Here is a 22766-nt window from a genome sequence, read left to right on the forward strand (position 1 = left end):
TGAAACCAAACGCAGAATAAGAGCACACTGGCGTTGTGAAAAACGCGGACGCTGATTCCTCGACCAGGCAGCGGGTCGCGTCCTCGATCCTCGAGTACGGCCCGTCGACCGCGGCGGCACTGGCCGAACGCCTCGATCTTACGGCGGCGGCCATTCGCCGCCATCTCGACGTGCTCACCGAGCAGGGCCAGATCGAGGCCCGGGAACAGCGCGTGTACGGGCATCGCGGGCGGGGCCGCCCGGCCAAGGTGTTCGCGCTGACCGACGCCGGCCGGCAGGAGTTCTACGCGGCGTACGACGAGTTGGCGATCTCCGCGCTGGACTACCTGCGCGAGCACGCCGGGCCGGACGCCGTGGCGGCGTTCGCCGACGCCCGGATCGCCGAGACCGAGCAGCGCTACGGGCGGATCCTGGCCCAGTCCGGGCCGGAGGTCACGCCGGCCGAGGCGCTGGCCACGGCGCTGTCGGACGACGGCTACGTCGCGGCGAGCCGTCCCGCCGGCGCCGGCGAGCAGCTGTGCCAGCACCACTGCCCGGTTGCGCACGTGGCCGAGCGGTTCCCCGAACTCTGCGAGGCCGAGACCAAGGCGTTCGCCCGGCTGCTCGGCGTCCACGTCCAGCGGCTGGCGACGATCGCCCACGGCGACGGCGTCTGCACCACCCATATTCCGAAGGCCACCACCGAAACCGCAACCGAAAGGTCTCACTCATGACGCAGACCCCCGACATCGCGAACCGTCCCGTCGGTACCGGTCACACCCAGGAGGAACACCTGGAGGCGCTGGGCAAATACCAGTGGGGCTGGTCCGACTCCGACACCGCGGGCGCCGCGGCGCGCCGCGGGTTGAGCGATGACGTGGTCGCCGACATCTCCCGGCTGAAGAGCGAGCCGGACTGGATGCTCGACCTGCGGCTCAAGGGACACAAGCTGTTCCGGCGCAAGCCGATGCCGACCTGGGGTGCCGACCTGTCCGGCATCGACTTCGAGAACATCAAGTACTTCGTCCGCTCCACGGAGAAGCAGGCCGCCAGCTGGGAGGACCTGCCCGAGGACATCAAGAACACCTACGACAAGCTCGGCATCCCGGAGGCGGAGAAGGCCCGCCTGGTCGCCGGCGTCGCCGCCCAGTACGAGTCCGAGGTGGTCTATCACAAGATCAACGAGGAGCTCGAGAAGCAGGGCGTGGTCTTCCTCGACACCGACACCGCGCTGAAGGAGTACCCGGAGCTGTTCCAGGAGTACTTCGGCACCGTGATCCCGGTCGGCGACAACAAGTTCGCCGCGCTGAACACGGCGGTCTGGTCCGGCGGCTCGTTCATCTACGTGCCGAAGGGCGTGCACGTGGAGATCCCGCTGCAGGCGTACTTCCGGATCAACACCGAGAACATGGGCCAGTTCGAGCGGACCTTGATCATCGTCGACGAGGGTGCCTACGTGCACTACGTCGAGGGCTGCACGGCGCCGATCTACTCGTCGGACTCGTTGCACTCCGCGGTGGTGGAGATCGTCGTCAAGAAGAACGCCCGGTGCCGCTACACGACGATCCAGAACTGGTCGAACAACGTGTACAACCTGGTCACCAAGCGCGCCACCTGCGAGGAGGGCGCGACGATGGAATGGGTCGACGGCAACATCGGCTCCAAGGTGACCATGAAGTACCCGGCGGTCTACCTGATGGGCGAGCACGCCCGCGGCGAGACCCTGTCGGTCGCGTTCGCCGGCGAGGGCCAGCACCAGGACGCCGGCTCCAAGATGGTGCACTGCGCGCCGCACACCTCGTCCTCGATCATCTCGAAGTCGGTCGCCCGCGGCGGCGGCCGGGCCTCGTACCGCGGTCTGGTGCAGGTGGACGCCGGGGCGCACCACTCGGCCTCCGTGGTGAAGTGCGACGCGCTGCTCGTCGATCAGATCAGCCGCTCCGACACGTACCCCTACAACGACATCCGCGAGGACGACGTCTCGATGGCCCACGAGGCGACCGTGTCCAAGGTGAGCGAAGATCAACTCTTCTACCTGATGTCGCGCGGGCTGGAGGAGGACGAGGCGATGGCCCTGATCGTCCGCGGCTTCGTCGAGCCGATCGCCCGCGAACTGCCGATGGAGTACGCCCTCGAGCTGAACCGGCTGATCGAGCTGCAGATGGAAGGCGCGGTCGGCTGACGCCGAGCGGCTCCTTCGACAGGCTCAGGACACAAGACCAAAGACAGAAAGCGAAACTGTGACGACGACAACCCCGAACGTCGCTGGTGCGGTCGAGACCAGCGACCGGGTGGCCAGCCACCTGCACCCGGAAGGGTCCTTCGCGGTCGATGATCATGCCGTGCCGACCGGGCTCGAGGAGGTGTGGCGGTTCACCCCGCTGAAGCGCCTCCGCGGCCTGCACAAGGACGCCCCGTTCGGCGGCGGCGCGATCACGCTCGACGCCGTGCTGCCCGAGGGTGTCACGGTGGCCGAGGTGCCGGCCGACGACGCGGTGGTCGGGTCCAGCGGCTACGTGCCGGCGGACCGGATCAGCGCGCGGGCCTGGCAGGCGGCCGAGACGGTGACCGTGATCAAGGTCGCCAAGGAGGCCGTGGTGGACGACGCGGCGGTGATCACCCACGTCGGGTCGAGCACCGAGACGGCGTCCGCCGGGCATGCGGTGATCGTCGCGGAGCCGTTCTCCAAGGCGACCGTGGTGCTCCGCTTCGAGGGCAGTGCGACCGTCGCCGACGTGATCGAGATCGTCGTCGGTGAGGGCGCCCAGCTGACCGTGGTGAGCGTGCAGGACTGGGCCGACGACGCGGTGCACCACACCTCGCAGCACGCCCTGGTCGGCCGCGACGCCACCCTGCGGCACGTCGCGATCTCGTTCGGCGGCGACCTGGTCCGGATGAACGCCTCCGTCGCGTACGAGAGCACCGGCGGCGACGCCGAACTGCTCGGGCTCTACTTCGCCGACGCCGGGCAGCACCTGGAGCACCGGCTGTTCGTCGATCACAACGCGCCGAAGTCGCGCAGCAACGTCGACTACAAGGGCGCGCTGCAGGGCGAGGGTGCGCACGCGGTCTGGATCGGTGACGTGCTGATCCGCAAGGCGGCCGAGGGCATCGAGACGTACGAGTCCAACCGGAACCTCGTGCTGACCGACGGCTGCCGGGCCGATGCCGTGCCGAACCTCGAGATCGAGACCGGCGACATCGCGGGTGCGGGCCACGCCGCGACCACCGGCCGGTTCGACGACGAGCAGCTGTTCTACCTGCGCAGCCGCGGCATCGACGAGGCCGAGGCCCGCCGCCTGGTGGTGCACGGCTTCTTCGCCGACATCATCCGTAAGATCGGCATCCCGGCCGTCGAGGACAAGCTGATGCAGGCGGTCGAGGCGGAGCTCGCAATCAACATCGGCCTGCCGGCGGCATCCTGATGACCTACATCAGGGCCTGTTCGGCGGCCGAGGTCGAACCGGAGTCGGCGATCCCCGTCGACGTCGATGATCATGAACTGGCGATCGTCCACTCGGGCGGCGCCTACTACGCGATCGCCGACGAGTGCTCGCACGCCGCGATCCCGCTCTCCGAGGGCGATGTCGGCGACGGCGAGATCGAGTGCTACCTGCACGGGTCCCGGTTCTCCCTGAAGACCGGCGAGCCGCTCGGCCTGCCCGCGACCGAACCGGTCGCCGTCTATCCCTGCAAGATCGTCGACGGCGAGGTTCTGGTCGACGTCACCAACCCCAACTCTGCAACGAACTAGACCAGGAGTCACAGCCCCACCATGTCCAATCTCGAGATCCGCGACCTGCATGTGACGGTCGAGACCGAAGCCGGCACCAAGGAGATCCTCAAGGGTGTCGATCTCACGATCAACAGCGGCGAGACGCACGCGATCATGGGACCGAACGGCTCCGGCAAGTCGACCCTGGCCTACTCGATCGCGGGCCACCCCAAGTACACGATCACCCAGGGTTCGGTGACGCTGGACGGCGAGGACATCCTGGGCCTGACCGTCGACGAGCGCGCCAGGGCCGGCCTGTTCCTGGCCATGCAGTACCCGGTCGAGGTGCCGGGCGTCTCGGTGTCCAACTTCCTGCGCACCGCCAAGACCGCGGTCGACGGTCAGGCGCCGAAGCTGCGCACCTGGGCGCGTGACGTCAACGCTGCCATGGAGCGGGTCGACATGGACCCCGAGATGGCCAACCGGAGCCTCAACGAGGGCTTCTCCGGTGGCGAGAAGAAGCGGCACGAGATCGTCCAGTTGGAGCTGCTGAACCCGAAGTTCGCGATCTTGGACGAGACCGACTCCGGCCTGGACATCGACGCGCTGCGGATCGTCTCCGACGGGGTCAACCGCTACAGCGCCCAGGGCGACCGCGGCGTGCTGTTGATCACCCACTACACGCGGATCCTGCGCTACATCAAGCCGGACCACGTGCACGTCTTCGTGGCCGGCCGGGTGGCCGAGCAGGATGGCGCGGAACTGGCCGAGCGGCTCGAGGCCGAGGGCTACGACCGTTACGTGAAGGCCGCGCGGGCCAGTGTCTGAGTTCGCGTTCGACGTCGACCACCTCCGGGCCGACTTCCCCATCCTGGAACGCCAGGTGGGTGGCCGGGACGTGGTCTACCTCGACTCGGCCAACACGTCGCAGAAGCCGCGCTGTGTGGTCGAGGCGATCGAAGATCATTACCTGTACCACAACGCCAACGTGGCCCGGGCGATGCATCAGCTGGGCTCCGAGGCGACCGAGGCGTACGAGGGAGCCCGGCGGATCATCGCCGGCTTCATCGGCGCCCCGCGGCCGGACGAGGTGATCTTCACCAAGAACGCGTCCGAGGCGCTCAACCTGTGCGCCCACACGCTCGGCGCCAAGCTTGCTCCGGGCGACGAGATCGTGATCTCGGTGATGGAGCACCACTCCAACATCGTCCCCTGGCAGCTGCTGGCGGAGCGGACCGGCGCCACGCTGCGCTGGTTCGACGTGACGGAGGAGGGCCGGCTCGACCTGGCCGGCGCCGAGCGCGACGGCTTGATCAACGAGCGGACCAAGATCGTCTCGGTGACCTACGTCTCCAACGTGCTGGGCACGGTCAACCCGGTCGCCGAGATCGGCGAACTGGCCCACGCGGTCGGCGCCGTGCTGGTCCTGGACGCCTCGCAGGCGGTCCCGCAGCTCCCGGTCGACGTCACGGCCACCGGAGCCGACCTGGTGGCCTTCACGGGGCACAAGATGCTCGGCCCGACCGGGATCGGCGTGCTCTGGGGCCGCTACGACCTGCTGGAGACCCTGCCGCCGTTCCTGGGCGGTGGCGAGATGATCGAGGTCGTCGAGCTGGAGCGCTCCACCTTCGCTCTGCCGCCGTACCGCTTCGAGGCCGGCACGCCGCCGATCGCGCAGGCGGTCGGGCTCGGCGCCGCGGCCGGCTACCTGTCCGCCGTCGGGATGGACAAGGTGGCCGCGCACGAGCAGGAGATCACGGCGTACGCGCTGAAGGGCCTGGCCACCGTGCCGGGGCTGCGCGTCCTGGGCCCCACCGAGCCGGTCGACCGGGGTGGCGCGATCTCGTTCACGCTGACCGCCGGCGGCCTCGACGTGCACCCGCACGACGTCAGCCAGCTGCTGGACAGCAAGGGGGTCGCGGTGCGCGGCGGCCACCACTGCGCCCGCCCGCTGCACAAGCGGTTCGGCGTCCAGTCCTCGACCCGCGCGTCGAGCTATCTCTACACGACCCGGGCCGAGATCGACGTTCTCGTCGACTCCCTGGAATATGTGACGCACTTTTTCGGTCGAGGTAAAGCGTGAACGTCGAGGACATGTACCAGGAGATCATCCTGGACCACTACCGGGAGAAGCATCACAGCGGCCTGCGCGAGCCGTACGGAAGCGAGGTGCACCACGTGAACCCCAGTTGCGGGGACGAGGTGACCCTGCGCGTGCAGCTGGACGGCGACCGGGTCGCCGACGTGTCGTACGACGGCGTCGGCTGCTCGATCTCCCAGGCGTCGACGTCGGTGATGACCGATCTGGTGATCGGCAAGCCGTACGCGGACGGCCTGGAGTTGCACCAGGAGTTCTTGGAACTCATGCAGGGCCGTGGTGAGATCGAACCGAACGAGGATCGGCTGGAGGACGGCATCGCCTTCGCCGGCGTGGCGAAGTTCCCGGCCCGGGTGAAGTGCGCCCTGCTCGGCTGGTCCGCCTTCAAGGACGCGGTGCTGCAAGCCCGCGGGAACGAGGAGAACTGATGACCGAGCAGCAGATCCGCGACGACCTGCCGGAGGTCGACCTGTCGGAGACCCCGCAGCCCCCGGCGCCGACCAGCAAGCCGACCGTCGAGGACCTCACCGAGGCGATGAAGGACGTCGTCGACCCCGAGCTGGGGATCAACGTCGTCGATCTCGGCCTGGTGTACGGGCTCACGGTCGAGGACGACAACTCCGTCACGATCGACATGACTCTGACCTCGGCCGCCTGCCCGCTGACCGACGTGATCGAGGACCAGACCAACACCGCCCTGGAGGGTCTGGTCACCGACTGGCGGATCAACTGGGTCTGGATGCCGCCGTGGGGCTTGGAGAAGATCACCGACGAGGGTCGTGATCAGCTCCGCGCGCTCGGTTTCAACGTCTGACACGTGCCCTGAGCCTGTCGAAGGGCCTTGGCTGTGGCCGCCCCTTCGACAGACCCAGGGCGCGAGTGATTCCGGAAAGGATTTGGCCCCGGCGGATCTCTGGGGAACCCTTGTCCCGTGTTAGTTGCCCATGATCTTGAGGTCCGTGCGGGTGCGCGGCTGTTGTTGGAGCATGCCTCGTTCCAGATCGCTCCCGGGGACAAGATCGGACTGGTCGGCCGGAACGGCGCCGGCAAGACGACGCTGACCAAGATCCTGGCCGGCGAGGGACAGCCGGAGGCGGGGACCGTGCAGCGGCCGGGCTCGGTCGGCTACCTGCCGCAGGATCCGCGGACCGGTGATCTCGAGGTGCTCGCCCGGGACCGGATCCTGTCCGCCCGCGGGCTGGACCAGGTGATCAGCAGGCTGCGCCGGGCCGAGCAGCAGATGGCCGACGCCGACGACGCCGTACGCGATCGCGCGATGAACGCGTACGCGCGGGCGGAGGCGGAGTTGATCTCCGCGGGCGGCTATGCCGCGGAGGCGGAGGCGGCCCGGATCGCGAGCAACCTCGGCCTGCCCGACCGGGTGCTCGGCCAGCCGCTGCGGACGCTGTCCGGCGGCCAGCGCCGCCGGGTGGAACTGTCCCGGATCCTCTTCTCCGGCGCGGACACGCTGCTGCTGGACGAGCCGACCAACCACCTCGACGCGGATTCGATCATCTGGCTGCGCGGCTTCCTGCAGACCTATCCCGGCGGGATGGTGGTGATCAGCCACGACGTCGCGCTGCTGGACCAGACCGTGACCAAGGTGTTCCACCTGGACGCGACCCGCGCTGTGCTGGACGTGTACGCGATGAACTGGAAGCGGTACCTGCTGCAGCGCGAGACCGACGAGAAGCGGCGGAAGCGGGAGCGCAAGAACGCCGAGAAGAAGGCCGACCAGTTGATCACGCAGGCGGCCAAGATGGGCGCCAAGGCGACCAAGGCGGTCGCGGCGCAGAACATGGCGCGCCGCGCCGAACGGCTGCTGTCCGGGCTGGAGGAGGTCCGGGTGGCCGACAAGGTCGCCAAGATCAGGTTCCCGGACCCGGCCCCGTGCGGCAGGACGCCGTTGACCGCAAGCGATCTGAGCAAGAACTACGGCTCGCTCGAGGTGTTCACCGGAGTCGATCTTGCGATCGACCGGGGCAGCCAGGTCGTGGTGCTCGGGCTCAACGGCGCGGGAAAGACCACGTTGCTGAGGATCCTGGCCGGACTCGAGGAGTCCGACACCGGTCAGGTGCACAACGGTCACGGCCTGCGGCTCGGGTACTACGCGCAGGAGCACGAGACGCTGGAGCTGGACCGTTCGGTGCTGGACAACATGAAGTCGGCCGCTCCTGATCTTGGTGAGACCGAGGTCCGCAAGGTGCTCGGCTCGTTTCTCTTCTCCGGCGACGATGTGGACAAGCCCGCGGCTGTCCTGTCCGGTGGCGAGAAGACCCGCCTGGCGTTGGCGATGTTGGTCGTCTCCAGCGCCAACGTGCTGCTGCTCGACGAGCCGACGAACAACCTCGATCCCGCCTCGCGCGCCGAGGTGCTGAACGCGATCAGGACGTACCGCGGTGCCGTCGTCCTGGTCACCCACGACGAGGGCGCGGTGCACGCTCTCGATCCTGATCGGGTGCTGCTGCTGCCGGACGGAACCGAAGATCTTTGGAGTCCGGAGTACGCGGAGTTGATCTCGCTCGCGTGATCAAGGTTGCCGGTTCGAGCAGTTGATCACCCCTCATTCGAGGCGGAATCACCGCTGATCTTGGTGCGAATTGGAAAAAAGTTCGCGAAAAGTGCTACAAATGATTGATCACTGATCTTGAAATGTCGATCATAAGTCCTGTAAGTCATCGGGCGACCCTGCGCGATGATCCCAAAGTACGAGGAGGGCATGGTGGCCAAGGCACTAGCTAAAGGCTCACGCATCACGGGCGCCCAGCGTGACACGCTGGCCAGCCAGTTTTCCAAGCGGTACGCGTCCGGGGAGAGCATCCGCAAGATCGCTGACGACGCTGGTCGTTCGTTCGGCTTCGTGCACGGCGTGCTGGTCGAGGCCGGGGTAGAGCTCCGCGGCCGCGGCGGCGCGACCCGCGGCGCGGCGAAGAAGGCCCCGGCCAAGAAGGCGGCGGCGAAGAAGGCTCCTGCGAAGAAGGCACCGGCCAAGAAGGCTCCGGCTGCGAAGAAGACGGCGGCGAAGAAGACCGTGGCGAAGGCCCCGGCCAAGAAGGCGCCGGCGAAGAAGGCTCCGGCCAAGAAGGTTGCCGCGAAGAAGGCTCCGGCCAAGAAGACGGTCGCCAAGAAGGCTCCGGCGAAGAAGGCCCCGGCCAAGAAGGCTCCGGCGAAGAAGACCGTGGCCAAGGCTCCGGCCAAGAAGGCCGTGGCGAAGAAGGCTCCGGCGAAGAAGGCTCCGGCCAAGAAGGCTCCGGCTAAGAAGACGGCGCGTAAGCGCTGACGCCGGTCCGGCACGGTCGTTGATCAGGCCCGGGTGGGGATTCCCACCCGGGCCTGATCGCGTCCCGGCGCCGATCGCACTCGGCTTGATCACGCGGCGGACCTGATCACGGCCTGGGTCCGAGCGAGCCACTGATCATGCTGCAGACGTCTGATCACGCTCGAGGGGCCTGATCACGTCGCAGGGGCTGATCACCCTGCACCGGACCTGATCACGCTGCACGGGCCCGAACACGTCGCAGGGACTGATCACGCTGCAGCGGGCCGCTGATCACGCTGCGGGGCCGCTGATCAGGCTGCAGGGCCCGAGCACGTCGCAGAGGGCCGATCAGGTCGCAGGACGGTCGATCAGGTCGCAGGACGGTCGATCAGGTCGCAGGACGGTCGATCAGGTCGCAGGACGGTCGATCAGGTCGCAGGACGGTCGATCAGGTCGCAGGGGGTCGATCAGGTCGCAGGGGGTCGATCAGGTCGCAGGGGGTCGATCAGGTCGCAGGGGGTCGATCAGGTCGCAGGGGGTCGATCAGGTCGCAGGGGGTCGATCACGTGGCAGGGGGTCGATCACGTGGCAGGGGGTCGATCACGTGGCAGGGGGTCGATCACGTGGCAGGGGGTCGATCACGTGGCAGGGGCCCGATCACGTGGCAGGGGCCCGATCACGTGGCAGGGGCCCGATCACGTGGCAGGGGGTGATCACGCTGCCAGGGGGTCTGATCGCGTCGGGGCTGATCACGCTGCAGTGGGCCGCTGATCACGCTGCGGGTCGCTGATCGGGCTGCAGGGCCCGATCACGTCGCAGAGGAGCCATCAGGTCGCAGGAGGCCCGCTCAGGTCGCAGGAGGCCGCTCAGGTCGCATGGGGCCGATCACGTGGCAGGGGGCCGATGACGTCGCAGGGGCCGATCACGTCGCATGGGGCTGATCACGCTGTCCGGGCTCTGATCACGTAGCGGGGCAGATCACGCTGCACGGGAGCCGTGAACACGCCGCAGGGGCGTGATCGTGCCGCAGTGGCCGATCCCGCTGCAGGGATCACGCCACGAGGCCCAGAACATGCCGCAGCGCGTCGGATCGCGCGGCAGGAAACCGATCACCGAGCAGACGTGATCACGGCGTGGCGGTCTGATGACCCATGAGGCTCACCACCCGAGGGCCGCGTGTCCGGGTCGCGCACATCTCCTGTGATCAACGTGGTCTGATCACCCGGTCCGGGCGGCGCGTGCCTTGCGCTCGCGAAGATCACCACGGATGAAGACCACGATGCCGGCCACGCCGATCGCGGTGAACATGAACCACTGGACGGCGTACCAGAAGTGCGGGCCGTCGGACAGTTCGGGCAGCTGGACCGGCGTCAGGTCGCCCTGCTGCGGCGGATCGACGGTGAGCGCCCCGATGTAGCCGTCCGGCACCGGGTACGGCAGCGCCTTCGCCAGTTCCGGCGAGTTGATCAAGCGGACCTGGCCGTCGGACGGCTGCACGGCACCGCCGCTGCCCTCCTCGTTGCGGCGGACGTGGCCGATCACCCGGACCCGGCCGCCCGGCGGCGCCGGCGCCACCGTGGGCAGCGGCTCTCCGGTCGGCACCGCAATGAAGCCGCGGTCCACCAGCACCCAGCCGGCGTCGGTGCGCAGCGGCGTGACGACCTCGTAGCCCTTGGCCTCGGCGCCGTTCGGGTCGGTGCCGTTGCGGAACCGGACCACGAACTGATGATCGGGATCGAAGGTGCCGACCGCCTCGACCCGCTGCCACTGGTCGTCCTCGCCGATCGGGTGGGTGAACACCTCGGTGTACGGCCGGACCGGCGCCTGTTCGTTCGCGATCGTGTGCGCGTTGTGGCCGCGCCGCTCGTCGAGCCGGGCCAGCTGCCAGCGGCCGAGCAGTACGAAGGCGGTGCCGAGCAGGATCACGAAGACGATCAAGGCCGTCCAGCGCACCCAGAGCGGGCGGGCCGGGCGCGCGTCCTCGACGTCGGTGCCGCTGGGGTCAGACACCCGCCGTGCCCTCCTCAGTGCCCTCAGCCGCCTGGGCGCCTGCCGCCGGGTGGGCGTCGCCCAGGAGCAGCTCGGTCGCCTGCGCGGCGACCGAGCCGAGCGAGGCGCCGCGGCCGACCGCGACGCCGACCAGGAACGCGGTCAGTGGCGCCGCCGGGCGCTCCACCTCATGGGCCGCGTCGCGGGCCAGATCGAGCACGATGTGCATGGCATCGGCATCCATCGGGATGTCCTCGGTGCCGATCCGGGCGGACAGGGCGGCCAGCCATTCATCGCGGTCCATGACTGACGAGGATAGTTGCGACGACTTCCGGCAACGACGACTGCCCAGCACGCAGCAGGTGCCCCGCTCCCGCACGGGTCATGGCTCCGCACCGGAGAGCAGACCCCGACGATCGACTAGGTTCACCCGTATGGGACGGCTCACCCGCAGGCATCCGGTCCTTCGACTGACGGCCGAGGAGGAGCGGCGCCGGATCGACGTCCTCGCGGTCGAGGAGCCGCTCGAGCTCCGGATCGACGGCGAACCCTTCGTGGTGACGATGCGCACGCCGGGCGACGATCTCGACCTGGTGCACGGCCTGCTGCACGCCGAGGGCCTGATCACCGGCGTCGCCGACGTCACGACGGCCCGCTACTGCGGCGGGGCGGGGGAGGACGGCGAGAATCCGTACAACCAGCTCGACGTGGCGCTGGCGGCTGGCGTGGAGCCGCCGACGGCCGCCCAGCGGCGCCAGGTGCTCACCAGCAGCGCCTGCGGCCTGTGCGGCGCCACCTCGATCGACCAGGTGCTGCGGGACGGCCGGTACGAACTGACCGACGAGCTGCGGATCGACCGGGCGGTGATCGCGGCCGCGCCGGACCGGCTGCGGGAGCGGCAGCGGACGTTCGAGAAGACCGGCGGGCTGCACGGTGCGGGTCTGATGGACGCGGCGGGCGACCTGGTCTGCGTCCGGGAGGATGTGGGCCGGCACAACGCGGTCGACAAGGTGATCGGCTGGGCGCTCCGGCAGGACCGGCTGCCGGCCCGTGACCTGGCCCTGGTGGTGTCCGGCCGAGCCTCCTTCGAACTGACCCAGAAGGCGGTGCTGGCCGGGATCGCGATGTTGATCGCGGTGTCCGCCCCGAGCTCGCTCGCGGTGGAGCTCGCCGAGCGTTCCGGGCTGACCCTGGCCGGCTTCGTCCGCGGCGGATCGATGAACGTGTACACCCACCCGGATCGGGTCGTGGCCGTGCGTAGTAGCGTCACGCAATGACACGCAGGATAGGGAGAAGCCGAGAGGAGAAGCATGGGATCCGCACGTGATCTTGGTCTGCTGGTGCTGCGGCTCGGCATCGGGGGCGCGGTGTTCGCCCACGGCGCGCAGAAGCTGTTCGGCTGGTTCGGCGGCGCCGGCCCCGAGGCGACGGCGGCGAGCCTGGAGAGCAAGGGGTTCGAGCCGGGCGACCGGAACGCCCTGCTGTCCGGAGTCGGCGAGACGCTCGGCGGGGCGATGCTCGCCGCCGGTCTCGGCACCGGCCCGGCCGCGGCCGCCGTGTCCAGTTCGATGGCGGTCGCCTCGACGACCCATGTCGACAACGGCTACTTCAACAGCAAGGGCGGCTTCGAACTGCCCGCCGCGTACGCCATCTCGGCGACCGCGATCGCGATGACCGGCCCGGGCAAGCTCTCGCTCGACCACGCGACCCGCAACGTGTTCAACAAGAAGTGGATGCGCCGGGTGGCTTACCTGGTCACCTTCGGGCTCGCCGCGTACGTGATCAGCGAGCGGCAGGCCACGCTGGACAGCCGGTCGATGGATCGGGCGAGATCGTAGCGAGGGGAGGGCGGATGCGTGCGCTGACTGACCGCTACGGCAGAGTGGCCACGGATCTGCGGGTGTCCCTGACCGACCGGTGCAACCTGCGCTGCGACTACTGCATGCCGGCCGAGGGGCTGGACTGGCTGGGCCGCGACGAGTTGCTGACCGACGACGAGACGGTCCGCCTGATCGACATCGGGGTCCGGCTGCTCGGCGTCCGTACGGTCCGGCTGACCGGCGGTGAGCCGTTGCTGCGGAAGAACCTGGAGGGCCTGGTCGCCGCCATCGCCGACCTCGCGCCGCGGCCGGAGATCGCGCTGACGACGAACGGGATCGGGCTGGACCGCCGGGCCTGGGCGCTGCGCCGGGCCGGCCTGGACCGGCTCAACGTCTCGCTGGACACCCTGGACGCCGACACGTTCGCCAAGATCACCCGGCGCCGCCGGCTGCCCGACGTGCTGGCCGGCATCCGGGCCGCCCGGGAGGCCGGGCTGTCGCCGGTCAAGATCAACACGGTGCTGCTGCGCGGCGTCAACGACCACGAGGCGCCGGACCTGCTGGCCTGGGCGCTCGCCGAGGGCGTCCGGCTGCGGTTCATCGAGCAGATGCCGCTGGACGCCCAGCACGGCTGGCGGCGGTCCGAGATGATCACCGCCGAGGAGATCCTGGCCCGGCTGTCCGAGCGGTACGACCTCGTCGAGGACCCGGCCGAGGCCCTGCGCCGGGGCAGCGCGCCCGCGGAGACGTACCGGGTGGCCGGCACCGACGACACCGTCGGCGTGATCGCCTCGGTGACCCGCCCGTTCTGCGGCGCCTGCGACCGGGTCCGGCTGACCGCCGACGGACAACTCCGCAACTGCCTGTTCGCCCGCGAGGAGTCCGACCTGCGCACCCCGCTGCGGACCGGCTGGACCGACGAGCAGATCGCCGACCGCTGGGTCGCCGCGCTCGCCGGCAAGCGGGCCGGCCACGGCATCGACGACCCGACCTTCCTGCAGCCGGACCGCCCGATGTCCGCGATCGGCGGCTGAATCCCGCCTTGGAAAGCCCTTGCCTTAGGCGTGGTAAGGCTTAGGGATCTCTTGAGTCAGCTTTGACCGCAATTGAACGTACCCGCAGTTAGAGTTTTACCCATCAGGTCCGTTATCCCGAGTTCCCGCAGGCTCGGTCGAGAGCGGGCCTGATCACTTTTCCCGGCCTTGTGTCGCAGGGGTCAGTGCCTCGGCAAGGTCCTGGCCCGGGAGTGCCGACCAGCGCCGCGGTGATCGGATGCGCACGACGTGGGCGGTGACCGTGCCCAGGGCCCAGCCAGCGACCTAGGCGCCCCACCTCACCAACTTTCCTGTCGCTATACCCGAGAAGCTTTCCTGGTAAAGCGACAGTTTTTCACGCTACGTGAAAAACTGCCCCGCCCCCTCGAGCCGGGGGTCCGTGGCCACAAGAGATGCGACGGAGACCCTGGTCGCACGGATCAATCATCCAGCGAACGGCCGGCCCAGCGCTGGTACAGCGGCTGCGCCACGACCTCGACCGCGACGTCGAGGAGTTGCGCGGCGGGCTGCTGTTCGCGCAGGCCCGACCCGGCCAGCGCGAGGTCGAGCGCGTTCCGGAAGCCGGCCACCTCGACCAGGCGGCCCACGAGCACCAGGGTGGTGTCGTCGATCAGCCGGGCGGCCGCGGCGCAGGTCTCGACGACGTCGCGTGCGGACCGCGCGACGAGCTCGGCGGCCTCCCGGTCCCCGGCCGCGGCGAGCTCGCAGACCATCAGCGCGAAGGTGGCCAGCCGTTCGACGCGGTTCGGCGTCGCGAGCAGCTCGATGGCCGCCGGGATGTCGGGGCGCCGGCCGAGCCAGGCCGTCGCCGCGGCCACCAGGCCGGGCGCGGACACGACGCCGTCGATCGCGGAGCAGGCCAGCCGGAGTCCGGCCCGGCCCAGGTCACCCGCGCTGCCGCGGTCGCCGAGGTCAGGTCCCCAGGCATCGAACCGGCGCAACCGGCCGTGCGTGTCACAGCCGACGATCGCCGTCCCCGTGCCGACCGCGGCCACCGTGCCGGGACCGCCCAACGCCGCGGCATGGTTGAGCACGCCGTCGGTGAGGACGGTGATCCCGGCACCCGGGAACAGGTCGCCGAGGCGTCGTACGGCATCGGCGATGGCCGGCCGGCTGGGCAGGAACGTGGTGCCGATCGTGACCGACGAGACGGTCCCGGCGCTCGGTGCCGCGGCCCACGGCCCGCGGACGAGTTCGAAGAGCAACGCCCCGGCCTCGGGGCTGCCGGCTCGCTCCGGCGGCGCCCCCGGGCCGGTGAGGGTGTCGCCCAGGGCCTGACGGCGGATGCGGGTGCCGGACTTGCCGATGTCGACGACGACATGACCCGCCCGCCGGCCGGCGTCGGGCCCGGAACGGTTCATCGTGCCGTGTCCAGGACGGTGACGCGACGGACCAGTTCCAGGGTGTCGGCCGCCCTCAGCGGCGAGGCCTCGGACTCGTAGCTCCGCTCGGCATGGCCGGCCGGGTCGGCGAAGTAGCCGACATAGCCGTCCGCGCAGCTGATCAACCTGGTGCCGGGGGCAGCGGCCGCCAGGTCCAGGCCGAACGACGCGACGATCTCTCCCGGGACCGCGAGCCACCGGTGCGAGCCGACGGCGATCGCCGAGATCGGCATCGACTCCGTGACCGGGGGTGCCCAGCGCGAGGGCAGCGTGACGGTGTCGCGGACCAGTCGTACGTCAGCACCGGTCAGCGGCTCGGCCTGCTCCAGCGCGGCCAGCAGCTGCTCGGCGACCAGCGAGCCGAGTCGATCGACCTCCGACGGTTGGCGTCCCTTGCGGTGGTGGCGCGTGCTCACGTCGCCGGCACAGCCCTGCGCGAACACCACCGGCAGCGCCGTCCCGAGCCGCCGGCGCAGTGCCGCCCTGGCCGCGCCCACCCAGTCGGCCGAGACCAGGCGGTTGTCCGGACCGAGGACCGTCGGATGGCAGGCGAAGTCGTACAGCAGCGCCGCCGGGGTTCCGTCCGGCTCGCGGGCCAGCAGACAGCGTGCGCTCGGGTCGAACGGCCCGTCCCGCCGGGCGCGGTTGGCACCGATGCCGTCGATCCGTGCGGTGGCGGTCTCCAGTCGTACGTCGGTCCGTCGCAGCGGCATGCCGCGGATCGCGTCGGCCAGCTCGGCGAGCAGGCGGTCGTCGACCGGTGCGGGCAGGCTGGGCAGGATCTGCCCGACCCAGCCCGACGGTGCGGCATGGGTGTGGGACGCCGTCACGACGACGTCCCCCGGGGCGCACCCGGTGACCGCCGCCACCGCCTCGACCACGACGCGGTGCAACTCCGGCTTCACGGCCAGCGCGTCGATCCCGACCCAGGTCAGGGTCCCGCGTCCCGGCGCGCTGAGTGCGGCGAGGTTGAGCTCGAGATCATCGAGGACGCCGGTGGACTCGCCGGTCCGGTCGGCGAAGCCGCCCAGCGGCACCGGCCGGCTCGGCGTGATGGCCACGGTGCCCGCGGTGAGGCTCCAGCCGGCCGCCGTGGATGGTGGGGCAGTCATGCGTCCTCCGGTGGGCTAGTCCAGCGTTCCGTCGAGTGTGGCCGGCACAAGATCCTGGGCGGCCGGCGGGGTGCCCGCCTGGCCGCTCGGGCCACGGCTGATGTCGAGGTCGTAGCGGTCGCCGCGGTAGACCGAGCGCCCGACTTCGATCACGTGCCCGGAGATATCCCGCTGGACCAGCGTGACCTCCAGGCAGGGGGCCGCGAGGCCGATCTTGAGCAGCTCGGCCTCTTCGGTGGTGGGCAGGATCGCCGTCACGTGGGCCTGCACGCTGCTGGGCTCGGCGCCCCAGCGGGTGCGGATGGTCTCGTACAGCGACGCAGTCTCGAAGTTCACCGACTCGAGACCCGGGAAGCGCTCCAGGGAGAGCGTCGACCGTTCCACCCCGGTCGGGGCGCCGTCGGTGGTCCGGACCCGGACGAGCCGCAGGGCGCGGCTACCGACGGGCACCTCGAGCAGGGCCGCGAGGCGGCTGGTCACGCGGAGCACGTTGTGCTCCTGCACGATGGCGCCGGCCCGCTGGCCACGGCGCCCCAGCTCCTGGGCGAAGGAGTAGCCGACCCCGTACCGAGGGGCGGCCGGGTCGGCCACCTCCGCCGCGACGCCGGTCCGGATCCGGATCACCCCGTCCGCGGCCAGCCGCCGGACCTCGCCCCGGACGGTCATCCTGGCGACGCCGTACGTCTCGGCCAGCTGCCGCTCGGACGGCAACCGGGCGCCGGGTCCGAGGCGGAACGCCAGGCTCTCCAGCACCTCCCGCAGCTGGTCACCCTTCGGACGGTCGTCGTCCAGCCGGTCCGGCAGCCCGAAGGCCCCCGGATCGAACGGCTCCTTGGGTCGGCGCGCCACGATGCTCGGTCCTCCCTGCCCTGTCCGGTACGTCCGGTGAGCCATGGCCGCAAGGTTCGGCCGGCCATTGCCATAGTGGGCTAGTCCACTTTACGATAACCGGGCTCGACGAGAGCAGGCGGATGCCGCGGGCCGCGTCACATTCAGGTTCAGGAGGAACACCATGTCCGAGCCGCACGACTCGGCCCGTCGACTGCAGCGGGTCACCCTCGATCGACGACAGCTGCTGGCCGGCGCCGGCATCGCAGCGGCAGCCCTTGGCCTGGCGGCGTGTGCTCCGGGCACCTCGCCCGTCGGTACGGCTCCGTCGAACGACCGGCCCACCGGGCCCGCCGAGATCACCGGCAAGATCACCTTCTGGACGATCAACCTCCGGGAGGTCTACTCCGACTACGTCACCGGGTTGATCACCGCGTTCGAGGCCGCGCACCCGGGCACCAAGGTCGACTGGGTCGACGTGCCCGGCAACCAGATCGAGCCGAAGTTCCTCACTGCCCTGGCCTCGTCGGAGGTTCCCGACGCGGTGAACATCACCAACCTGCAGGTGGCGGGCGCCGCCAACCAGCTGGTCGACCTCGGCACGATGCTGCCGGCGGACCAGTTCGCGGACTACGTGCCGGGCATGCTCGATCCCTTCAAGATCGACGGCAAGCAGGTGGCCATCCCCTGGTACCACGGCGGCGCGCCGATCATGTTCTATCGCAAGTCGGTGCTGGCGAAGGTTCCCGGGTTCGACTACGCCGCCTCGCCCAAGGACTACCCGGAGGTCGTCGACCTGGCCCAGAAGATCTACGACGCCGCGCACATCTACGGGACCACGGTGATCCCGACCGGCACGGTGATGCGGTACCACGGGATCCCGATGATCTCCGACGACAAGAAGACGGCCGCCTTCAACTCGCCGGAGGCCGCCGCGGTGATCGAGCGCTACAAGGACGCGTACGGGAAGAAGGCCATCTCGCCCGCGGCCATCTCGTCGACGGCCAATGCCACCTATCAGGTGTTCGACACCGGCCAGGTGGGTTTCATGATCAGCACGCCGTACATCCTGGCGTTCCTCAAGAAGAACTCGCCCAAGGCGTACGCCGATCTCGAGATGACCCCGGCGCCGCGGACGGCCGAGGGCAAGTTCCTGCTGGACGGCATGCAGACGCTGGTCGTGCCGGCGAAGTCCAAGAACCCGGCGACGGCCGCCGCCTTCATCCAGTTCATCACCAACGCCAAGAACCAGGTCGACTTCTGCAAGCTGGTGCCGATCTATCCGTCGTCGCTCGAGGCCATCGCCGACCCGTTCTTCAAGGAGGAGACCGGGAACGTCCTCGAGGACCGGGCCAAGCAGATGATCGCCGAGGAACTGCCCGACACCCTGTACGTCTCGTACGGCACGAAGCACGACGCCGAGCTGACGAAGGTGTTCGACGACGGGATGAAGGCCTATCTGGGTGGCTCGACACCGGCCGCGACCGAACTTGCCGACCTCGCCGACAAGTGGAACACGATCCTGGCGGACTGACCGGTGACCACGTCCAGAATCGCTCCGGTAGGCCGACTCGCTCCGCCGGGCAGGCCGTCTCGCTGGCGGCTGGCGCCGCTGGACCGACCGGTCGGACAGCGCCGGGTGACCCCGTACCTGTTCCTGGTGCCCGGCATGCTGCTCTTCGCCGTCTTCATCGTCTGGCCGGCAAGCTCGGCGATCCAGCTGGCCTTCTACGACTACGACATCTTCGATCCGCCGACCTTCATCGGCCTGGCCAACTTCCAGCGGCTGTTCCAGAGCAAGGAATTCTGGGAGACGTTCCGCAATTCGATCGTGTACCTGCTCGGGATGATTCCGTTCACGGTGGTCTTCCCGCTGCTGTTGGCGATCCTGGTGAACCAGAAGATCAGGGCGATCCAGTTCTTCCGGACGATCTACTTCCTGCCCGTCGTGACCTCCATGGTGGCGATCGCTGTCGCCTGGAACTTCGTCTACGACGATCTCGGGGTGATCAACGGCCTGTTGCGCGGCATCGGCGTGATCGACGAGCCGATCCACTTCCTCTCCGACCAGAACACGGCGCAGGCCGCGGTGATCTTCGTCGAGGGCTGGAAGGTGACGGGGACGTACATGATGATCTTCCTGGCCGGGTTGCAGACCATCCCGAGCGACCTGTACGAAGCGGCCACGGTCGACGGCGCGGGCTACTGGAGCAAGCTGTGGCACGTCACGCTCCCGTTGATCAGGCCGTTCATGGCGGTGGCGTTGACGCTGGAGATGATGGGGGCGATGCAGGTCTTCACCTCGGTGTACATGCTCACCGACGGTGGCCCGGACAACCGGACCGCATCGCTCGGCTTCTTCATCTACAAGCAGGCCTTCGTCGGCAACCGGATGGGGTACGCGAGCGCGGCCGCCCTGGTGATGGCGCTGTTCCTGGTGCTGCTGTCGACGCTCAACCATCGTCTCGGCAAGCTGGCGGACTCCTGACATGGCCACCGAAGTCGAGATGCGGCCCAGCACGGTCCACCGGGACGCTCCCGCCCTGCGGCGCGCGGTGCCGGTCGGCAAGGTCGTCCGGCGGATCGGCATGTACCTGCTGCTGGCGGCGATCGGCGCCGTGTTCATCGTGCCCTTCCTGGTGCTGCTGTCGACCGCGCTCAAGCCCGGCTTCCAGGACGTGTTCAGCAACCCGCCGGACCTGATCCCGCGGCCGCCGATCTTCGATGCCTTCGTCCGGGCCTGGACGACGATCGAGTTCCCGCGCTACCTGCTGAACTCGCTGCTGCTCATCGTGCTGATCGTCCCGGCCAACGTGGTGATCAGTGCGCTGACCGCCTATCCCTTGGCCAGAATGAACTTCCGCGGCCGGACGTTGATCTTCTTCGGGTTGATCGCCGCCATGTTCCTGCCGATGGAGGTGATGTTGATCCCGCAGTACCTGATCGTCAACCAACTCGGCCTCGTGAACAGCTACGGCGGCGTCGTGCTGCCGAACCTGCTCACGGTGTTCGCGATCTTCCTGCTCCGGCAGGCGTTCACCGCCGTGCCGAAGGAGCTCGCCGACGCCGCCCGGATCGACGGCTGCAACGAATGGCAGGTCTTCTGGCACGTCATGCTGCCGGTGACCCGTCCCACCTTGGCGATCGTCGCGATCTTCGGCTTCATCAACGTCTGGAACGAGTTCCTCTGGCCGCTGGTGGTGCTGAGCGACCAGAATCTCTACCCGGTCGCGCTGGGTGTCGCCTACCTGAAGGGGATCGGTGGCGTCGACCTGCGGCTGATGGGGGCCGGCACGGTGATCTCGGTGCTGCCGATCATCGTGTTCTTCATCATTCTCCAGCGCCAGATCATGGAGAGCGCCCAGGGTGCGGTCAAGGGCTGACCGGCCTCAACCGGCGGCGACGGCCTCGATGTCGCGCAGGAAGCCCCGGGCGGACAGGAAGGCGGCCAGGGATTCCCGGTGCTCCGGGCAGGCGAGCCACTGCTTGCGGCGGTCCGGGGTGTGGATCTTCGGGTTGTTCCAGAGCAGGGTGTAGCCGGCCGGCTCCCGGCAGCCCTTCGCCGAGCAGATCAGCTGGTCGCCGGCGTCGTCAGGCTGCGTCATCGCGCTTCCGTTCGTCGGGCTCGGGGTCGGGGTCCGGTTCGATGATCTGTACGGACTCGAGCTGCGGCCGGTCCGGCTCGGCGGCGGCTTCGGCGGCCGGCTCGCTGCGGCCGGCGATGCGCCGGGAGTCCACCTGGTTGGCCAGGATCACCGCGATGTAGGGCAGGAAGACCGCTCCCGCGCCGAGCACCCAGCGCCAGACGCCGGGGACGAAGAAGATGGCGACGAAGCAGGCCAGCCGGAACAGCATCGTGATCACGTACCGCTTCTGGCGCCGGCTCAACTCCGCACTCGCGGCGCCCGGCGCGTCGGTGATCACGGCGGCCTTTCTCACAAGGTCAGCCTACGCGTTCGCCCGCGCGGTCGGGGAGTCGGTAGCGTGTCCGCCGTGACTGCAGCTGAACAGGAATCGTCAACCGAGTCCCGCGTCGTGCTGGTGACCGGCGGCAGCCGGGGCATCGGGCGGGGGATCGCCGAACGGATGGTCCGGGCCGGGCACCGGGTGGCCGCGACGTCGCGGTCCGGCGAGGCTCCGGCCGGCGTGCTCGGGATCGAGTGCGACGTCACCGACGCGGGCCAGGTCGAGGCGGCGTTCGCCCAGGTCGAGGCCGCGTACGGTCCGGTCGAGGTGCTGGTGGCCAACGCGGGCATCAACCGGGACACCCTGGTCATGCGGATGTCGGACGAGGACTGGGACGCGGTGATCGCGGCGAACCTGACCGGTGCCTTCCGGGTCGCCCGGCAGGCCGCCCGGCCGATGATCAGGAACCGGTTCGGCCGGATCGTCTTCATCTCCTCCGTCGTCGGCCTGCTCGGGTCGGCCGGCCAGGTCAACTACGCGGCCTCGAAGTCCGGCCTGGTCGGGATGGCCCGGTCGCTGGCCCGCGAGCTCGGCTCGCGCGGCGTGACGGCCAACGTGGTCGCCCCCGGCTTCATCAAGACGGCCATGACCGACGAACTGGACGACAAGCTGGTCGCCAAGTACGCCGAGCAGATCCCGCTCGGCCGGTTCGGCGAGGTCGACGACGTCGCCGGCGTGATCGAATTCCTGGCCGGGCCGGCGGGTTCGTACGTCACCGGGGCCGTGATCCCGGTCGACGGCGGCCTCGGCATGGGCCACTGAGCCGCGAGTAGACGAGGACGGGGAAGCGATGGGAATCCTGCAGGGCAAGAACATCCTGGTGGCCGGCGTCACGCTGGACACCTCGCTCGGCTTCGCGACGGCCAAGATCGCGCAGGCCGAGGGGGCGAACGTGATCATCTCCAACTTCGGCCGGGCGATGAGCCTGACCGGGCGGGTGATCAAGAAGCTGGACCCGGTGCCGCCGCTGCTCGAGCTGGACGTCTCGAACGAAGATCATCTGGCCGGCCTGGCCGACGCGCTGCGCGAGCACGTCGACCGGATCGACGGCGTGGTCCACTCGATCGCCTTCGCGAACCCGGAGACCGCGCTCGGCGGCGGCTTCCTGACCACGCCGTGGCCCGACGTCGCGACCGCGGTCCAGGTGTCGGCGTACTCGCTCAAGGCGCTGACCATGGCCTGCCAGCCGCTGTTCGGCGAGACCGCCTCCGTGGTCGGCTTCGACTTCGACGCCACGGTTGCCTGGCCGGTCTACGACTGGATGGGCGTCTCCAAGGCCGCGCTGGAGAGCACCTGCCGCTACCTGGCACGCTATCTCGGTCCGGAGGGTGTCCGGGTCAACCTGGTCGCCGCCGGGCCGCTGGACACGCTGGCCAAGCGGGCGATCCCCGGCTCCGAGGAGTTCAACGAGGTCTGGGCCGGCCGGGCCCCGCTCGGCTGGGACACCAAGGACCTGGAGCCGGCAGCCCGGGCCGCCGTCGCGTTGCTCAGCGACTGGTTCCCCAAGACGACGGGCGAGATCATCCACGTCGACGGCGGCGTGCAGATGACCGGCGCCTGACC

25 protein-coding genes are annotated in these 22766 nt (G+C 69.4%); 18 read left to right on the plus strand and 7 right to left on the minus strand.

Going from position 1 to position 22766, the window contains the following annotated elements; translation table 11 throughout:
• Positions 1 to 35: 35 nt before the first annotated feature.
• The 10 genes from AC6CCG_RS06455 (at position 36) to AC6CCG_RS06500 (ending at position 9072) form a co-directional block, all read left to right on the plus strand.
• A complete protein-coding gene (locus AC6CCG_RS06455) occupies positions 36 to 713 on the plus strand; it encodes a helix-turn-helix transcriptional regulator (protein ID WP_496653648.1) in 678 nt (225 codons plus the stop codon).
• Positions 710 to 2161: a Fe-S cluster assembly protein SufB gene (sufB, locus tag AC6CCG_RS06460; protein WP_496653649.1), complete on the plus strand. Its 1452-nt coding sequence runs from the start codon at positions 710 to 712 to the stop codon at positions 2159 to 2161. Before AC6CCG_RS06455 ends, sufB begins: the two co-directional genes overlap by 4 nt.
• A gap of 58 nt (positions 2162 to 2219) precedes the next feature.
• A complete protein-coding gene (gene sufD, locus AC6CCG_RS06465; protein ID WP_496653650.1) occupies positions 2220 to 3404 on the plus strand; it encodes a Fe-S cluster assembly protein SufD in 1185 nt (394 codons plus the stop codon).
• Entirely contained in the window at positions 3404 to 3733 is a 330-nt protein-coding gene (locus tag AC6CCG_RS06470) for a non-heme iron oxygenase ferredoxin subunit (protein ID WP_496653651.1), read from the plus strand. The genes sufD and AC6CCG_RS06470 overlap by 1 nt, the downstream gene beginning before the upstream one ends.
• A gap of 21 nt (positions 3734 to 3754) precedes the next feature.
• Positions 3755 to 4522 carry a Fe-S cluster assembly ATPase SufC gene (sufC, locus tag AC6CCG_RS06475; protein ID WP_496653652.1) on the plus strand — a complete coding sequence of 256 codons (768 nt, stop codon included), beginning with the start codon at positions 3755 to 3757 and terminating at the stop codon, positions 4520 to 4522.
• Positions 4515 to 5777 (plus strand): cysteine desulfurase, encoded by a 1263-nt coding sequence (locus AC6CCG_RS06480; protein WP_496653653.1) that lies wholly within the window; start codon positions 4515 to 4517, stop codon positions 5775 to 5777. The genes sufC and AC6CCG_RS06480 overlap by 8 nt, the downstream gene beginning before the upstream one ends.
• Positions 5774 to 6220: a Fe-S cluster assembly sulfur transfer protein SufU gene (gene sufU, locus AC6CCG_RS06485; RefSeq protein ID WP_496653654.1), complete on the plus strand. Its 447-nt coding sequence runs from the start codon at positions 5774 to 5776 to the stop codon at positions 6218 to 6220. Before AC6CCG_RS06480 ends, sufU begins: the two co-directional genes overlap by 4 nt.
• Positions 6220 to 6606, plus strand: coding sequence for a metal-sulfur cluster assembly factor (locus AC6CCG_RS06490; RefSeq protein WP_496653655.1), 387 nt, complete (start codon positions 6220 to 6222; stop codon positions 6604 to 6606). The genes sufU and AC6CCG_RS06490 overlap by 1 nt, the downstream gene beginning before the upstream one ends.
• A gap of 117 nt (positions 6607 to 6723) precedes the next feature.
• Positions 6724 to 8322: an ABC-F family ATP-binding cassette domain-containing protein gene (locus tag AC6CCG_RS06495; RefSeq protein ID WP_496653656.1), complete on the plus strand. Its 1599-nt coding sequence runs from the start codon at positions 6724 to 6726 to the stop codon at positions 8320 to 8322.
• A 165-nt stretch (positions 8323 to 8487) separates the two neighbouring features.
• Entirely contained in the window at positions 8488 to 9072 is a 585-nt protein-coding gene (locus AC6CCG_RS06500) for a helix-turn-helix domain-containing protein (RefSeq protein WP_496653657.1), read from the plus strand.
• A 1197-nt stretch (positions 9073 to 10269) separates the two neighbouring features.
• Here AC6CCG_RS06500 and AC6CCG_RS06505 read toward each other — a convergent pair.
• Both AC6CCG_RS06505 and AC6CCG_RS06510 read right to left on the minus strand, forming a co-directional pair.
• Complete coding sequence (locus AC6CCG_RS06505; protein ID WP_496653658.1) at positions 10270 to 11061, minus strand: SURF1 family protein; 792 nt, start codon at positions 11059 to 11061, stop codon at positions 10270 to 10272.
• Positions 11054 to 11344: a DUF6457 domain-containing protein gene (locus AC6CCG_RS06510; protein ID WP_496653659.1), complete on the minus strand. Its 291-nt coding sequence runs from the start codon at positions 11342 to 11344 to the stop codon at positions 11054 to 11056. The genes AC6CCG_RS06505 and AC6CCG_RS06510 overlap by 8 nt, the downstream gene beginning before the upstream one ends.
• Positions 11345 to 11474: 130 nt before the next feature.
• On the opposite strand from AC6CCG_RS06510, the gene fdhD reads away from it, so the two are divergent.
• Genes fdhD through moaA form a run of 3 tightly spaced genes read left to right on the plus strand, consistent with a single transcriptional unit; the run spans position 11475 to position 13894 of the window.
• Positions 11475 to 12317: a formate dehydrogenase accessory sulfurtransferase FdhD gene (fdhD, locus tag AC6CCG_RS06515; protein WP_496653660.1), complete on the plus strand. Its 843-nt coding sequence runs from the start codon at positions 11475 to 11477 to the stop codon at positions 12315 to 12317.
• A 33-nt stretch (positions 12318 to 12350) separates the two neighbouring features.
• Positions 12351 to 12878: a DoxX family protein gene (locus AC6CCG_RS06520; protein ID WP_496653661.1), complete on the plus strand. Its 528-nt coding sequence runs from the start codon at positions 12351 to 12353 to the stop codon at positions 12876 to 12878.
• Positions 12879 to 12892: 14 nt separating this feature from the next.
• Complete coding sequence (gene moaA / locus AC6CCG_RS06525) at positions 12893 to 13894, plus strand: GTP 3',8-cyclase MoaA (RefSeq protein ID WP_496653662.1); 1002 nt, start codon at positions 12893 to 12895, stop codon at positions 13892 to 13894.
• Between the two features lie 440 nt (positions 13895 to 14334).
• Here the strand turns inward: moaA and AC6CCG_RS06530 are convergent, their stop codons facing one another.
• The 3 genes from AC6CCG_RS06530 to AC6CCG_RS06540 are packed head-to-tail and all read right to left on the minus strand — an operon-like array spanning position 14335 to position 17258.
• Entirely contained in the window at positions 14335 to 15276 is a 942-nt protein-coding gene (locus tag AC6CCG_RS06530) for a BadF/BadG/BcrA/BcrD ATPase family protein (protein WP_496653663.1), read from the minus strand.
• Positions 15273 to 16409, minus strand: a complete 1137-nt coding sequence (locus AC6CCG_RS06535; RefSeq protein ID WP_496653664.1) for a hypothetical protein — start codon at positions 16407 to 16409, stop codon at positions 15273 to 15275. The genes AC6CCG_RS06530 and AC6CCG_RS06535 overlap by 4 nt, the downstream gene beginning before the upstream one ends.
• A 15-nt stretch (positions 16410 to 16424) precedes the next feature.
• The gene (locus AC6CCG_RS06540) at positions 16425 to 17258 is read right to left on the minus strand and encodes a GntR family transcriptional regulator (protein ID WP_496653665.1); all 834 of its coding nucleotides are present in this window, start codon (positions 17256 to 17258) and stop codon (positions 16425 to 16427) included.
• 163 nt (positions 17259 to 17421) lie between these two features.
• On the opposite strand from AC6CCG_RS06540, the gene AC6CCG_RS06545 reads away from it, so the two are divergent.
• From AC6CCG_RS06545 to AC6CCG_RS06555, 3 genes are read left to right on the plus strand one after another with little or no spacing between them, the layout of a single operon-like run.
• Positions 17422 to 18771, plus strand: coding sequence for an ABC transporter substrate-binding protein (locus tag AC6CCG_RS06545; RefSeq protein WP_496653666.1), 1350 nt, complete (start codon positions 17422 to 17424; stop codon positions 18769 to 18771).
• A gap of 3 nt (positions 18772 to 18774) precedes the next feature.
• Positions 18775 to 19725 (plus strand): carbohydrate ABC transporter permease, encoded by a 951-nt coding sequence (locus tag AC6CCG_RS06550; protein ID WP_496653667.1) that lies wholly within the window; start codon positions 18775 to 18777, stop codon positions 19723 to 19725.
• A 1-nt stretch (position 19726) separates the two neighbouring features.
• The gene (locus AC6CCG_RS06555) at positions 19727 to 20620 is read left to right on the plus strand and encodes a carbohydrate ABC transporter permease (protein WP_496653668.1); all 894 of its coding nucleotides are present in this window, start codon (positions 19727 to 19729) and stop codon (positions 20618 to 20620) included.
• Between the two features lie 6 nt (positions 20621 to 20626).
• On the opposite strand, the gene AC6CCG_RS06560 is transcribed toward AC6CCG_RS06555, so the two are convergent.
• Positions 20627 to 20842: an acetone carboxylase gene (locus AC6CCG_RS06560; protein ID WP_496653669.1), complete on the minus strand. Its 216-nt coding sequence runs from the start codon at positions 20840 to 20842 to the stop codon at positions 20627 to 20629.
• Positions 20829 to 21176, minus strand: a complete 348-nt coding sequence (locus AC6CCG_RS06565) for a DUF3099 domain-containing protein (protein WP_496653670.1) — start codon at positions 21174 to 21176, stop codon at positions 20829 to 20831. The genes AC6CCG_RS06560 and AC6CCG_RS06565 overlap by 14 nt, the downstream gene beginning before the upstream one ends.
• Before the next feature lie 54 nt (positions 21177 to 21230).
• On the opposite strand from AC6CCG_RS06565, the gene fabG reads away from it, so the two are divergent.
• Together fabG and fabI are read left to right on the plus strand one after the other, a co-directional pair.
• Positions 21231 to 21965 carry a 3-oxoacyl-ACP reductase FabG gene (fabG, locus tag AC6CCG_RS06570; RefSeq protein ID WP_496653671.1) on the plus strand — a complete coding sequence of 245 codons (735 nt, stop codon included), beginning with the start codon at positions 21231 to 21233 and terminating at the stop codon, positions 21963 to 21965.
• A 28-nt stretch (positions 21966 to 21993) separates the two neighbouring features.
• Complete coding sequence (gene fabI, locus AC6CCG_RS06575; protein WP_496653672.1) at positions 21994 to 22764, plus strand: enoyl-ACP reductase FabI; 771 nt, start codon at positions 21994 to 21996, stop codon at positions 22762 to 22764.
• Positions 22765 to 22766: the final 2 nt, after the last annotated feature.

The sequence above is a fragment of the Microlunatus sp. YIM B11417 genome (genome assembly GCF_059617205.1).

Excerpts from the sequence above, each read along its gene's own strand:
- AC6CCG_RS06535 (WP_496653664.1), bottom strand. The coding sequence starts at position 16,409 with ATGACTGCCCCACCATCCACGGCGGCCGGCTGGAGCCTCACCGCGGGC.
- AC6CCG_RS06560 (WP_496653669.1), bottom strand. The coding sequence starts at position 20,842 with ATGACGCAGCCTGACGACGCCGGCGACCAGCTGATCTGCTCGGCGAAG.
- AC6CCG_RS06470 (WP_496653651.1), top strand. The coding sequence starts at position 3,404 with ATGACCTACATCAGGGCCTGTTCGGCGGCCGAGGTCGAACCGGAGTCG.
- AC6CCG_RS06510 (WP_496653659.1), bottom strand. The coding sequence starts at position 11,344 with ATGGACCGCGATGAATGGCTGGCCGCCCTGTCCGCCCGGATCGGCACC.
- AC6CCG_RS06490 (WP_496653655.1), top strand. The coding sequence starts at position 6,220 with ATGACCGAGCAGCAGATCCGCGACGACCTGCCGGAGGTCGACCTGTCG.
- fabI (WP_496653672.1), top strand. The coding sequence starts at position 21,994 with ATGGGAATCCTGCAGGGCAAGAACATCCTGGTGGCCGGCGTCACGCTG.
- moaA (WP_496653662.1), top strand. The coding sequence starts at position 12,893 with ATGCGTGCGCTGACTGACCGCTACGGCAGAGTGGCCACGGATCTGCGG.
- fdhD (WP_496653660.1), top strand. The coding sequence starts at position 11,475 with ATGGGACGGCTCACCCGCAGGCATCCGGTCCTTCGACTGACGGCCGAG.
- sufB (WP_496653649.1), top strand. The coding sequence starts at position 710 with ATGACGCAGACCCCCGACATCGCGAACCGTCCCGTCGGTACCGGTCAC.
- AC6CCG_RS06520 (WP_496653661.1), top strand. The coding sequence starts at position 12,351 with ATGGGATCCGCACGTGATCTTGGTCTGCTGGTGCTGCGGCTCGGCATC.
- AC6CCG_RS06530 (WP_496653663.1), bottom strand. The coding sequence starts at position 15,276 with ATGAACCGTTCCGGGCCCGACGCCGGCCGGCGGGCGGGTCATGTCGTC.
- AC6CCG_RS06545 (WP_496653666.1), top strand. The coding sequence starts at position 17,422 with ATGTCCGAGCCGCACGACTCGGCCCGTCGACTGCAGCGGGTCACCCTC.
- sufC (WP_496653652.1), top strand. The coding sequence starts at position 3,755 with ATGTCCAATCTCGAGATCCGCGACCTGCATGTGACGGTCGAGACCGAA.
- AC6CCG_RS06500 (WP_496653657.1), top strand. The coding sequence starts at position 8,488 with ATGATCCCAAAGTACGAGGAGGGCATGGTGGCCAAGGCACTAGCTAAA.
- AC6CCG_RS06555 (WP_496653668.1), top strand. The coding sequence starts at position 19,727 with ATGGCCACCGAAGTCGAGATGCGGCCCAGCACGGTCCACCGGGACGCT.